Annotated in this window: 11 protein-coding genes; 5 read left to right on the top strand and 6 right to left on the bottom strand. The window is 72.2% G+C overall.

Translation table 11 applies throughout. The features are described 5' to 3' along the window. Window positions 1-43 precede the first annotated feature (43 nt). Together ABEB00_RS35045 and ABEB00_RS35040 are read left to right on the top strand one after the other, a co-directional pair. Window positions 44-1,288 carry a glycosyltransferase gene (locus ABEB00_RS35045; RefSeq protein WP_345624777.1) on the top strand — a complete coding sequence of 415 codons (1,245 nt, stop codon included), beginning with the start codon at window positions 44-46 and terminating at the stop codon, window positions 1,286-1,288. Window positions 1,289-1,293: 5 nt separating this feature from the next. Then, complete coding sequence (locus ABEB00_RS35040) at window positions 1,294-2,127, top strand: PIG-L deacetylase family protein (protein ID WP_345624776.1); 834 nt, start codon at window positions 1,294-1,296, stop codon at window positions 2,125-2,127. 153 nt (window positions 2,128-2,280) lie between these two features. Here ABEB00_RS35040 and ABEB00_RS35035 read toward each other — a convergent pair whose 3' ends face one another. Next, window positions 2,281-4,176, bottom strand: a complete 1,896-nt coding sequence (locus tag ABEB00_RS35035; RefSeq protein WP_345624775.1) for an ABC transporter ATP-binding protein — start codon at window positions 4,174-4,176, stop codon at window positions 2,281-2,283. Between the two features lie 129 nt (window positions 4,177-4,305). Then, window positions 4,306-4,761, bottom strand: coding sequence for an ester cyclase (locus ABEB00_RS35030; RefSeq protein ID WP_345624774.1), 456 nt, complete (start codon window positions 4,759-4,761; stop codon window positions 4,306-4,308). A 163-nt stretch (window positions 4,762-4,924) separates the two neighbouring features. On the opposite strand from ABEB00_RS35030, the gene ABEB00_RS35025 reads away from it, so the two are divergent. From ABEB00_RS35025 to ABEB00_RS35015, 3 genes are all read left to right on the top strand, one after another. Continuing rightward, window positions 4,925-5,848, top strand: coding sequence for a LysR family transcriptional regulator (locus ABEB00_RS35025; RefSeq protein ID WP_345624773.1), 924 nt, complete (start codon window positions 4,925-4,927; stop codon window positions 5,846-5,848). Between the two features lie 191 nt (window positions 5,849-6,039). Next, a complete protein-coding gene (locus ABEB00_RS35020; protein ID WP_345624772.1) occupies window positions 6,040-6,621 on the top strand; it encodes a hypothetical protein in 582 nt (193 codons plus the stop codon). 544 nt (window positions 6,622-7,165) lie between these two features. Continuing rightward, the gene (locus tag ABEB00_RS35015) at window positions 7,166-7,855 is read left to right on the top strand and encodes a Crp/Fnr family transcriptional regulator (RefSeq protein ID WP_345624771.1); all 690 of its coding nucleotides are present in this window, start codon (window positions 7,166-7,168) and stop codon (window positions 7,853-7,855) included. On the opposite strand, the gene ABEB00_RS35010 is transcribed toward ABEB00_RS35015, so the two are convergent. The 4 genes from ABEB00_RS35010 to ABEB00_RS34995 all read right to left on the bottom strand — a co-directional run bounded on the left by ABEB00_RS35010 (window position 7,819) and on the right by ABEB00_RS34995 (window position 12,200). Then, window positions 7,819-9,120: a MalY/PatB family protein gene (locus ABEB00_RS35010; RefSeq protein ID WP_345624770.1), complete on the bottom strand. Its 1,302-nt coding sequence runs from the start codon at window positions 9,118-9,120 to the stop codon at window positions 7,819-7,821. The two genes, ABEB00_RS35015 and ABEB00_RS35010, sit on opposite strands and share 37 nt — an antisense overlap. A 71-nt stretch (window positions 9,121-9,191) precedes the next feature. After that, window positions 9,192-10,433: a cytochrome P450 gene (locus ABEB00_RS35005; RefSeq protein ID WP_345624769.1), complete on the bottom strand. Its 1,242-nt coding sequence runs from the start codon at window positions 10,431-10,433 to the stop codon at window positions 9,192-9,194. Between the two features lie 193 nt (window positions 10,434-10,626). Continuing rightward, window positions 10,627-11,928, bottom strand: coding sequence for a beta-ketoacyl synthase N-terminal-like domain-containing protein (locus ABEB00_RS35000; protein ID WP_345624768.1), 1,302 nt, complete (start codon window positions 11,926-11,928; stop codon window positions 10,627-10,629). Continuing rightward, window positions 11,925-12,200: a phosphopantetheine-binding protein gene (locus tag ABEB00_RS34995; protein WP_345624767.1), complete on the bottom strand. Its 276-nt coding sequence runs from the start codon at window positions 12,198-12,200 to the stop codon at window positions 11,925-11,927. Before ABEB00_RS34995 ends, ABEB00_RS35000 begins: the two co-directional genes overlap by 4 nt. Between the last annotated feature and the right edge of the window lie 9 nt (window positions 12,201-12,209).

Below are 12,209 nucleotides of genomic sequence, written 5' to 3'. Positions count from 1 at the left end.
GATCTGCTTCGTCTCACGACGGTACTGGCCGGCCGTGTCCGGCATGAGCGCCTACGCGGAGAACCTGCTGCGGACGCTGACCGCGGCGGGCCACGAGGCCGTCCTGGTGTCCCAGTACCGCGGCGACCGGGAAGGCCGCGCCGTCTACGGGGGCGGCCCGCCACCACCTGGACGGGTCCCGGACGGCGTACGCCTGATCGCCCTCGAATCCCACGGCGAACAGGCCGTGAGCGACGGACGGCCGGCCGACTTCGAAGCCGATGTCGCCGCCCTGCGCGACACCATCGCCGACCTGCACGCCCGCGAGCCTTTCGACATCCTGCACGCCCAGTACGGCTATCCGACCGGGCTGGCCGTGCTGGAAGCCGCCGAGCGGCTGTCCCTTCCGGCCGTGGTGTCCATCCAGGGCGGCGACGGCCACTGGGTGGGCACCTGCTGCACCACCCACCGCACGGCCATCCGCCGGGTACTGCGCGACGCCGCGGCCCTGCTGATCGGCTCGGACTCGTTCCGGGACGCGGTCGCCGCCCGGCACCGCATCCCGGCCGAGCGGTTCACCGTGGTCCCCGGCGCCACCGACACCGCTCTGTTCAGCCCGGCGCCGCGACGACAGCCCGGAGACGTCGCCGATCCGCCGGTGCTGCTGTACCACGGCCGGATCGATGTCCGTAAAGGCGTCCTCGACCTGCTGGAAGCGGTCCGGCTCCTGCGCGCCGGGGGAAGGAACCCGCGGCTTCGCGTCTCGGGCACCGGCCCCGACCTGGACCGGCTGGCCGAGCAGGTGAGACGGCGCGGCCTGGCCGACACCGTGGAGGTGCTCGGCCCCGCCGGCTACCACGACGCCCCCGCCGTCTACCGCACCGGGGACGTCTTCGTCAGTCCCACCTGGGCCGAAGGGTTCTCCAACACCATCCTCGAAGCCATGGCCAGCGGGCTTCCGGTCGTGTCGACCGAGGTCGTCGGCGTGGTGGACTGCGTACGCGACGCTCACAACGGACTGCTGGTGCCACCCCGTGACCCCGGCGCGCTGGCGGTGGCCGTCGGCCGGATGCTGGACGATCCGCCCCTGCGCCGCCGCCTCGCCCGCACGGCGCTGCGACAGGTACGCACCCAGTGGTCGTGGCCGGTGGCCGCCGCCCGGATCATCTCCGTGTACGAGGCGGTGCGCGCCGCACGGCCACCGGCGGGGCCACCGAGGAACCCGCGCGGACAGGACGGGGACGGCCGGGGCGCGGCTTTCCCGGTCGACCTGTCCTGCCGGTTCCGCCGCGCGCCTCACCTGCTGTGACTGCGGTGAAGCAGGCCGGCACGGAGCTGCCCACCGCGATCGCCGTCAGCCCCCACCTGGACGACGCGGTCTTCTCGGCCGGAGGCGTGCTGGCCCTGCTCGCGAGAGCGGGCTGGCAGGTCCGGGTCCTCACCTGTTTCACCGCGTCCGTCGCCGATCCCCGCCCTTTCGCGCTCTCCACACAACTCGACAAGGGGCTGCCCGCCGACGTGGACTACATGGCACTGCGACGCGCCGAGGACCGTGCGGCCCAGCGGCGGCTCGGCCTCCTCCCCCCGGTCCACCTGCCGCTGCCCGAAGCCCCGCACCGCGGCTACGACAGCCCGGCGGCACTCTTCCAGCCGCCGCGGCCCGACGACACGGTGGGTACCCGGCTACGGCGGCAGTTGCGCCGCCGTCTGGTGTCGGCGGACCTCGTTCTCGCTCCGCAAGCCATCGGCGATCACGTCGATCACCTCCTCACCGCCCGGGCTGTCGCCGCCACCGCGCCGCACGCGCGCATCGCGTGGTGGCGCGACACTCCCTATGTGATCCGCGCACCCTCCGCACGGGCGCCGGTCCCACCGGACGGACGCGGCGCGACGCGGGAGGTGACGGTCGACATCGGCGCCGTCCTGGCCGACAAGACCGCCGCGGCACAGTGCTATCCGACCCAGCTCGGCTTCCAGTTCGGCGGCGTCGAGCGGGTTGGTGAGACACTGTCCGCGACCGCCCGCGCCGCGGCCCTCGGCGCCGCAGCGTCCTACGCATTCGGTGAAGCGCTGGAAGCGGGACACACGGCCCACCGAATTCTGGGAGCGGTCGGCGCAGCGCTGTCCGACCCGGCCGGAACCGCTTGACGCGTGGCGGCCGGGGACAGAATCGCGGCGAGCGGCGGGACGGGCCGGCGGAGACTCCGCTGCTCACCCGTCGCTCTCCGCTGGAACAGGCCGGGGAGGCACTCGGCGTCGCCGCGGGCCCGGCGAGCGGGAGCGGCAAGGTCATGTTGCGCCTCAGCGCCGGGGCCGTTCGCTGAACGGTACCGGCGCCGCTGAGCCGGTGGGCCGGCCGCGGCCGGCCGTGCGGCCCACCCGGGTACGGGCCGGGGCCGGGTCGGCGTTCTCGCCGAGGAAACCGCCCGACTGGTGCTGCCAGAGCTTGGCATAGGCGCCGCCCGCGGCGAGCAGTTCCGCGTGGGTTCCCTGTTCGACGACGGTTCCGCGGTCGAGGACGACGAGACGGTCCATGCCGGCGACGGTGCTCAGGCGGTGGGCGACGACGAGGGCGGTACGCCCGGCCATCAGGCGCCACAGGGCGTCCTGGACGAGGAGTTCGCTCTCCGAGTCCAGCGCACTGGTCGCCTCGTCGAGCAGCAGGACGGGCGCGTCGCGCAGCAGTGCCCGGGCGAGGGCCACCCGCTGGCGCTGGCCGCCGGAGAGTTTCACGCCCCGCTCCCCCACCAGGGTGGCGAAGCCGTCGGGGAGTTGGCCCACGAACTCGGTGACGTGGGCGGCGGCGGCCGCCGCGTGGATCTCCTCGTCGGTGGCGTCGGGCCTGGCGAAGGCGATGTTGTCCCGCAGACTGCGGTGGAACATGGCGGGGTCCTGCGGAACGTAGGCGATCAGTGAGCGCAGGTCCCTCTGGCGCAGCCGGCTGATGTCCTGGCCGCCGATCAGGATGCGCCCCGCGTCGAGGTCCGCCATCCGCAGCAGGAGACGGGTGAGCGTGGTCTTGCCGCCACCGGACCTGCCGACCAGCCCGATCCGGGCGCCGCCGGGCACGTCCAGGTCGAGACCCTCGAAGATCGGCTTCGCGCCCGCGTGGGCGAAGGTGACCGCCTCGAAGCGGATGCCGGTGTCCCGCGGGGCGAGCGGTTCCGGTGCCGCCGCGTCGAGCACGGTGGGCGGGTCGAGCAGCAGCTCCGTGAACTGCGCGGCCTCGGTCATCGAGCTTTCCAGCCGCCGGTAGATCTGGTTGAACTCGAACATGATCTGGGTCGCGTTCGAGTAATAGGTGAAGGCCACCACGATCCCCTCCACCCCCAGGCCCGGGCCGCCGAAGGCGACGGCGACCAGCAGACCCAGCACGTTGGTCAGCACGGACATGGGGGCGACCAGGGTGTCGACGCGCAGATTGCCGTAGTCCCAGGAGCGCAAGGTCAGGCGCCGGGACTCCGCGACACGGCGGCGGTGCTCGTCGGCCTCCCGCCGCTCGGCGGCGAACGCCCGGATGGTCTCCATGTTCACCAGGCTGTCGGCGACGTGGCCGGAGACCCGGGCGATCGCCGCCTCCCGGTCGTGGACGAGTGCCTGCCGGCGCCGGATCAGGGGGGTGGCACCCGCCACGGTCAGCGCGATCATCAGCAGGAGACCGACGACGAGCAGCGGTTCGTAGCTCCACAGCACGACCGCGCCGAACACCAGGGGGACGAGGCTGCCGACGATCCGGTACGTCACCGTGTCGACGAAGTCCTCGAAGCGCCTTCCGAAACTCAGCACCCGTTTGGTCAGTGACCCGGCGAAGTTGTCGTGGAAGAACGCCGCGTCCCGGGCGAAGAGTTCGTCCATGCCGATGACGTACAGGTGCTCCGTGCCGCGGGCGTCCACGCGGTTCAGGCAGTGCTGGCCGATCCGCCACAGAGTCTCGGCGAGCAGCAGCACCACACCGAAGCCCAGCACGTACGGCAGCGCCGAGGCGAGAGTGAGACCGCCGCCCTCGGCGGCCCGCCCCACCAGCCTGGCGATCAGCAGGGGGGCGACGTAGCGGATGCCGATGTTGCCCACGGCCGGCAGCAGCAGCGCGGGAAGGGCCAGCCGTCGTAGCCGGTACAGCTCGGCGCCGTAGCGACGCAGGGCGAGGACGACCGCGCCCCGGCCCGGAGCCGTCTCGTGCGTGCCTGTCCGCCCCATCTCACTCCCGGAGGTCGAGACTCGGAAGTTTCCCTACGCGAGCGGCCACCAGTCCAGGCATTTACCTCGGACGGGCGAGAATCGGACGCCTGTGGGCCGTTTCACCGGGGTTCGGCCCGGTCGCCGCCGTCACGGGCGGTCGGCGCCTAGCTGGCGCAGGAGGCCGAGGTTGTCGTACTGGACCCACTCCTCGGCCATCCGGCCGTTCTCGTCGTAGCGGAACAGGTTGATCAGTTCGAGGCGCATCGGCTGCCCGTTGGGGGCGATCGTGCCGATCGGGGAGGCTTCGAAGGGTGCGGTGAAACGCCCTGACATGCAGGTACGCGCGCCGATGTACGCGCCCTCGCTGATGATGGCGCGACGCTCGCACGCGAAGTCCTCGAACGCGGCACGCATGGCGGCGAAGAAGGAACGAAGCTGTGTGTACGTCAGGTCGCCGTCGGGGCCGTGGAACAGGAAATCGTCCGCGAAATAGGCGTCCAGTTTCTCGTCGTCGGCCACGGCGATCGCCTCGCGTCCGATGCGCACCAGGGCCCGCGCCCGCTCGTCGTACCGGGTGTCGTCAGGGGAAATGAACTCGCTCATGCGAAAGGCCTTTCAGGGGGTTTATCGGCGGCCATGACATTGCCGCCGCTTTCGACAGTAGACCCTGAGAGCTGCTTTTCGGCCCTGCGTCATATGCAAGGAGTGATCCGCTTCCATGACTTCCTTGCATGGCTCGGGCGGCTCGGATGGCTACGATGCCGTCATGCCCGAACTCAGCATCACCGCGCTCCGCGTCGTACGCGCGGTGGCCGCGCACGGCTCCCTGAGCGGCGCGGCGCGCACCCTCGGCTACTCCCAGCCCGCCGTCTCCCGCCAGGTCTCCGCCGCGGAGAAAGCGGCGGGGCAGCCGCTCTTCGTGCGCGGCGCGCGGGGTGTCAGGACGACGCGCGCGGGGGAGATCGTCGCCCGGTTCGCGACGGAGACCCTGGCCGGCCTCGACCGGCTGGACGAACGGCTGGACGAGCTGGCCTCCGGACCCCAGGTACTGGTCCGGGTGGGAGGCTTCCCCGCCGCGAACGGCGCCCTGCTCCCCTTCGCGCTGGCCAGAGCGTTGGAGGAACACCCCAGGCTGACGTTCGCGCTCACCGAGGCATCCTCGCCCCAGCTCGTGCACCAGGTCCTCAGCAAGCGGCTGGACGTCGCGGTCGTGGCTTCCGGGCCGGGTCTGCCGCAGCCGGCCCTGGAGGGGCTGCGCATCACCCCGTTGCCGGGCAGCGAGATGCTGGTGGGCGTGGCGCGCGGGCACTCGCTCACGGCGGTGGAAGGCCCCGTCCCGGTGCGTGAACTCGCCCACGAGTCCTGGATCGTGGGCAAGGGCGCCGGTGACGAACCGCAGTTCGGCGCCTGGCCCACGCTGGCCGATCCGCTCGTCGCCTTCCGCACCCGGACCTGGCACAGCCGGTTCGGACTCGTCGCGGCCGGTCTCGGAATCTGTGTCGTCCCGGGAATTCTCGCCCCGGTCGTCCCGCAGAACATCGCCCTGGTGCGCGTGGACGACCCGAACTGGCTCGGACGGCGTATTTCCGCGGTCACCAGGAATGACGGGGTGGAAACGCATGAAATCATCGTCCGGGTGCTGCGGGAATCCCATGGAGAAGACATCTCACATGGCCGTTCCATGCCGTGATCCTCCTCGCCCGTGCCGCCGGGGTCACGGGGGCCGCGTCCCGCCTGGCGACCGGACCGTTCGGGCGTCCCGCGCCGGGACGTCCATCCGTCCGGGTCAGTCGTGATGGCGGCGGCTGAAGGCTCCGGGGAGGGTGGGGTGGGGCTCGACGTTCCGGTCGGCACCCGTCCCCTGTTCCGAGGAGCACTGTCATGTCCGATCGCAACACCCTCATCCGCAGCCTGCACGACGTGGGTCTGGCAGCCTGGTTCGGCGGCTCCCTCATGGGCGCGGTGGGTCTCAACGGGGCCGCGAAGGATCAAGGTGAGACACCCAGGGCCGGGGCTCGCATCGCCTCGTCGGGGTGGTCGAAGTGGACGCCGGTGAACGCCGCGGCCATCGGCGCGCACCTGTTCGGCGGCGGCGGACTGCTCGCGGTGAACGCGCACCGGGTCGCCGCCCAGAAGGGCGTGGGGGCCTCCACCACGGCCAAGACCCTCGTCACCGCCGCCGCCCTGGCCGCCACCGCCTACGCACGCGTCCTGGGCAAGAAGGTCGAGCTGGCCTCCTCCCCCGACCCGCAGGACGCCGAAAAGGCGGCCCAGCACCCCATCGACCTCGACAGCGCCCAGCGGCACCTGGCCCTCGTCCAGTGGGCGGTGCCGGCCCTGACCGGATGTCTGGTGGTGCTCAACGCCCTGCACGGTGAGCAACAGCGCCCCGAGGAGCAGTTGCCCGGCATGTGGCAGCGCGCGCGCTCCGCCGCCACCCCGCTCGTCCCGCAGCGCTCCTGAGGGACCGGCTCACGCCCGGTGGGCGCGAAGGAAGTCCGGCAGCACCGCTGAGCCGCAGCCCGCGAAGGGGGGGCCGATCAGCTCGTCGACGAGTTGGCCGGCGCGCCCCGGCGGGGACCTGCGGCTCAGCCGGCGCGCCCCGCGGCGGACCCGCGTGGATCTTGCGGAAGCGACCGGATCGCGCCCTTGATCCAGAAAGTGGCGCAAAATCGTGTGTGCAGTCCACGAGTAATCCGCCACAAAGTGGGATCAACGCGGTCGGCGGCCCGGGAGGCCCCGCTCCGGCACTCGGGCCTTTACCAGCCATGTTAGCGGGCGTTCACGTCTTTCGAACCCCCCGCGGGAAATCGGACTAATTGATTCCACCGAATGCTCCGCGACGCCCGGCAAAGCCTTCCGTGAGGTTACGTTCAATTGCAGCCAACCTGGCCCGTAGTACTACCCTGACCTGGTGTCGATGTCTTAGATTCGGCAGTGAAATTCGATCACGACGAACGGTTATCACCAGCAGCTTTGCGGGTCGAAGTCGATCATCGGGAGCGGAATGGAACCCTTCTGTAGCACCGAGCGGAGCCTGGCCCAGGCGATTCAGGACGCGGCCAGGAGAGGCACCATAAGGGGGACGTGGGTTCAGGTGGGCCGGCGAGAACACGTCTACAATCTGGGGCAGCCCGACGCGCACCTCTATCTCGTCGAGAGCGGCCAGGTGAAAACGCTGACCCACACCCGTGACGGCAAGCAGTGCCTGCTGTCGATACACGGGCCGGGCGACGTGTTCGGGGAGCCCGGCGTACTGGCCGCCGACCGCACCGAGACCGCACAGGCCATGCAGGTCACGGCGTTGCTGAAGGTTCGTGTGGCGCAACTGTTGAGCGACTGCGACCCACAGGTCCACGAGGCGTTGATCAAGCACATGGCGAACCGGCTGCTGGAGCAGCAGCAGGTCATCGCCAATCTGGTGACGATGGACAGCGAACACCGGCTGGCAGCACTTCTGGTGAATCTCGGAAACAAATTCGGCAAACGCCGGGACCAGACCGCCCTGATCCGAGATCGAATAACCCAGGAGGAGCTGGCGGAAATGGTGGGAACGACACGTTCCCGCGTCGGCTACTTCCTCAAGCGATTCTCTGTGGCGGGTGTGGTGCATCGCACCGAGGATGCACATCTGTGCATTCACCTGACCGAGCTGGCGGACTATCTGGAAAACTCCTCCTTGTCCGCCGGCCTGTAGGTCCCGGACACCGGCGCGGGATATCCCGGGACGTATCCAGGCGGCGCTCCACCGGCGCCATGCGCATCCGGGATCTCCTCCCGCACGGCCTTCTCCATACGGCGCACCATCTCTTCCAGCAGCCGCTGGGAGGTGCCGAAGTTCAGCCTGATGAAGCCCTCGCTGCCGTACTCCCTGCCGTCACTGACGGCGACCTTCCCCCGGCCGAGGAAGAACCCGGCCAGATCGTCGCTGCCCAGCCGGTCGGCCAGCCGTCGCCCGTCGAGCCACGCCAGGTAGCTGGCCTCGGGCGGCACCAGCACCAGGTCGGGGGCGAAGGAATCGAACATTTCGACGAGCATCCGCCGGCTGCCGTGCAGATAGTGGCGTACGGTGCGCAGCCAGGGATCGCCCCGGGTGAAGGCGGCCTCGCTCGCGCTCACGCCCAGGATGCCCACGCCGTCCCGTTCCCTCGGTCGCATCTCCATGAGCCGGTCGTGGTCCCGGGGCCGGCCGGCCACCGCCATCGCGCATTTGAGGCCGGAGAGGTTCCAGCCCTTGCTCGCCGAGGCGGCCGTCACCGTCGTCACCCGCGCCGCCTCCGGGAGTGAGCCGAGCGGCACATGGCGGTGGCCCGGGTGGGTGAGCGGGGCGTGCACCTCGTCGGAGATCACCGCCACGTCGAACTCGGCCGCCAGCGCCAGGACTTCGCGCAGTTCCTCGGCGGTCAGGACGCGCCCGGTGGGGTTGTGCGGGTTGCACAGGAAGTACGCGGCGGCCCCGGACCGGAAGGCGCGGGCCAGCCCCTCCAGGTCGAGCCGCCAGCGTCCCCCGCGCAGCCGCATCGGGCGGGCGACGACCTGACGGCCGGCCGCGGCGATGGCCTCGAAGTAGGGCGGGTAGGCCGGCACGTCGACCACGACGCCGTCGCCGGGCTCGGTGAACCGCTCCAGCGCCACCTCCATCACCCGCATGGTGTCCGGGAACAGCACCACCTGCCGCGGCTCCACCCGCCAGCCGTAGCTCGCCCGTGCCCAGGCGGCGAACGCGCGCTGCACGGGGGCGTCGGTGGTGTAGGCGTAGGCGTAGCCGAGATCGCCGCCCTCGACGAGGTGCGCGCGGATGGCGTCGATCACCGGCTCGGCGACGGGGAAGTCCATCTCGGCGATGAACGCCGGCAGGATCTTCGGCGGGTAGCGCCGCCACTTCTCGCTGCGCCGCGTGGCGAGCGAGGACGGGCGCAGCCCGTCGATCCGGTGGATCAGCTCCTGCTGTACCTCCGACATCGACTCCTCCTGCGTCGGCGGGGCGGTCCCGCGGGGCCACCCGCCAAACGCGGGCGGCGGACCACCCCGGTTCACCAGATGACGGGCAGTTCCTTGACGCCGTGGATGCCGAACAGGTGGTGCCAGAACGGCACCTCGGCGGCCGCGACGGCGAGCCGGAGCCCTGGCAGCCGGGTGAACAGCCGTTCCAGGGTGACCTGGAGCTCCACCCGGGCCAGGGACTGGCCGGGGCACTGGTGGGGGCCGTGCCCGAAGGCCAGATGGCCGCGGCCGGTGCGGGTGACGTCGAGGCGGTCGGGGTCGGGGAAGACCTCGGGGTCCCGGTTGGCGGACGCCAACTGGCACACCACGCCCTCGCCCGCGCGCACGGTCACGCCGGCGGTGGTGACGTCCTCGGTGGCGATCCGGTTCATGCCGATCTGCATGGCCGTCTGGTGCCTGAGCAGTTCGTCCACCGCGCCCGGGATCAGTGCCGGGTCGGCGCGCAGGGCGGCCAGTTGCTCCGGGTTCTCCAGCAGCAGCATGGTCCCGGTGCCGATCATGGTCGCGGTCGTGTGGTGGCCGGCCGCGAGCAGCAGCCAGGCGATGACGGCGACCTCGGCGCGGTCCAGCAGCCCGGGGGCCACCTGGTCGACCAGCAGCCGGCTGATCAGGTCGTCCCCGGGCTGCTTCTCCTTGGCGGCCACCACCCCTTCGAGGTGGCGGAGGATGTCGTCCTTGGCCCGCCCCATCTCCTCGGGTCCGCTGCGGCCGTTGATCAGGATCCGGGTGCGGGACTCGAACAGCGGGCTGTCCTCGGCCGGCACGCCGAGCAGCTCGCACACGACGGTGGACGGCACGGAGTAGGCGAGTGCCGCCATGAGGTCCAGCGGGCCGCCCGTCTCCTCCATCAGGTCCAGGCGGGCGTCGACGATCGCCTCGACGCGGGGCCGCAGTTCCTCGGCCCGCCGGCCGGTGAAGTCCCGGGCCAGCATCCGGCGGTAGCGCAGGTGCTCGGCGCCGTCGAGCCGGGGAAAGGTGCCCTTCAGCACCTGGGGCACGGGGCGCGGGAACATCCGCGGGAAGTCCGGGTGGGAGCTGTCGGCGCTGAACCGCGGGTCGTCCAGCACGGCCCGTACGTCCCGGTGCCGGGTGACCAGGCGGGCGTGCTGGCCGCTGGGCAGGGTGACCCGGACGAAGGGTTCCCCGGACTGGAACCGGCGGTATCCGGGGGGCGGGTCGAACGGGCAGCCCGGCGCCTTCTCCTGCGGGAAGGCGGGAGGTTCGGCGTCGGGATCGCGCGGCACTCCGGTGGTGTCGGTCGTGTCCGTCATGGGAAACCCTTCCTCGTCGCCCCGCGGCTCCGCTCATGGAACGGACTGTGACGCTACGTCCGGGCGGGTCCCCGGTTCTGTTCACTTCTGAGCATCGGCTCACTTCTGAGCGTCGACGTCGCCCGGCGCCCCGTGCGGCGGGACGGCCCTGCCGCCGTACCCGGTATCCGCCTGATGCCACAAAGTCCGCGTTTCACACCTCCGGATGGGCCAGTACGACCGCCGAGTTGATGCCGCCGAACCCGAATCCGTTCGACAGCACGAACCCGGCGCGGGCCCGCCGCGGTTCGTCGCCCACGAAGCGCAGTCCGGCGTCGACGGGGTCGCGCAGCCCCGGGTCGGGGTGGACGAACCCGGCCCGCAACTGCACTACGGCGGCCGCGGCCTCCAGCACGCCGGCCGCGCTCAGGCAGTGGCCGGAGAGGGACTTGGTGGCGTTGATCCAGGGGCCGTCGCCGCCCGTGCCGAAGACCTGGCGCAGGGCTTCGGCCTCGGTGCGGTCGCCCAGCGGTGACCCGGTGCCGTGGGCGCTGACCCAGCCGATGTCGGCCGGGCCCACCCCGGCCTGCGCCAGGCCGCCCTCCATGGCGCGGACCTCGCCGTCCACCGAGGGGTCGGCCAGGTGGTTGCCGTCCAGGACGACGGCGGCGCCCGCGAACCCGGCCAGCGCCGGCGCGCCGCGCGCGCGGGCCGACGCGGTGGTCTCCAGGACCACGCAGGCCGCCGCCTGGCCGGGGTGGAAGCCGCGGTGGGCGACGTCGAACGGTGCCGGGGGGCGGGCGGGCGCGCCGTGCGCCGGGGCCATCGCGCCGAGGGCGAGGTAGCCGCGGGTCTGCAGCCGCGACAGCCGGGTCATGGCGCCGACGACGAGGCACACCTCGGCGGCCCCGGCGGCGAGCATCCGGGCGCCGTGCGCGAGGGCGAGGTTGCCGCTCGCCGAAGCACCGCCGACCGTGCAGCCCTCCCCGCGCACGCCCAGGACGCGGCTGAGCGTGGCGACGTGGTCGGTGTCCTGCTGCTGCAGGGCGTAACGGGCGGGCAGGTGGGCCGGGTTGCGCGCGGCGCGGCTGCGGCCGTCCTCGGTGACGCGCTCGGTGAGGTTGTTCCCGGCCACCACGACGCCGACCCGCTCGGGCGGCGGCGCCGTGCGGTCGAGCCCGGCCTCCAGCCACGCCTGGAGCGCGGCGACGACGGCCGCCCGTACCGGCACCGGTGCCCGCAGCGCGGTCCGCCGGGCGGCGGTCCGCAGCTCCTCCGGCAGGCCGGGCAGCGTGTCCAGGGCCCGGTCGGGTACGTCGTCCGCCGCGAGGTCGGCCGTGCACGCGGGCCAGGACACACCGGTTCGGTCCGCGTCGTCGGGTGGGGGCGGCGCGGTCAGGGCGCACCGTCCCGCGCGCAGCGCGGCGGTGAGGTCCCCGGGGCCGGCCGCGACGGCGCCGAGCACACCGAGCCCGGTCACCACCACGGCGCGCCCGCCGCCGGCGGGTCCGCTCACAGCCGCTTGCGCAGGACGGCGGCCAGGGTGGCGATGTCCATCCCCTGGTGGAACTCGTGCACGGGCACCGCGACGTCCAGCTCCTCCATGGCCAGGGTGACGATCTCGGCCCGGTCGATGCTGTTGCAGCCCAGGTCGGACAGGGTCCGGTCGGGTGTGAACCGGGCGGGTTCGACCTCCGGCACGATCTCCAGGGTGACGCGGCGCAGCAGCGCCAGGACCCGTTCCTCGGCGCTGTCCGTGCCGGGGACGCGCTCGGCCGATCCGTTCACTGGGGGTAC

The organism is Streptomyces ziwulingensis (genome assembly GCF_039542605.1).
GTDB lineage: Bacteria > Actinomycetota > Actinomycetes > Streptomycetales > Streptomycetaceae > Streptomyces > Streptomyces ziwulingensis.
The sequence above is the reverse complement of the archived record's forward strand: the minus strand, read 5'-3'. Positions and strand labels throughout refer to the sequence as shown.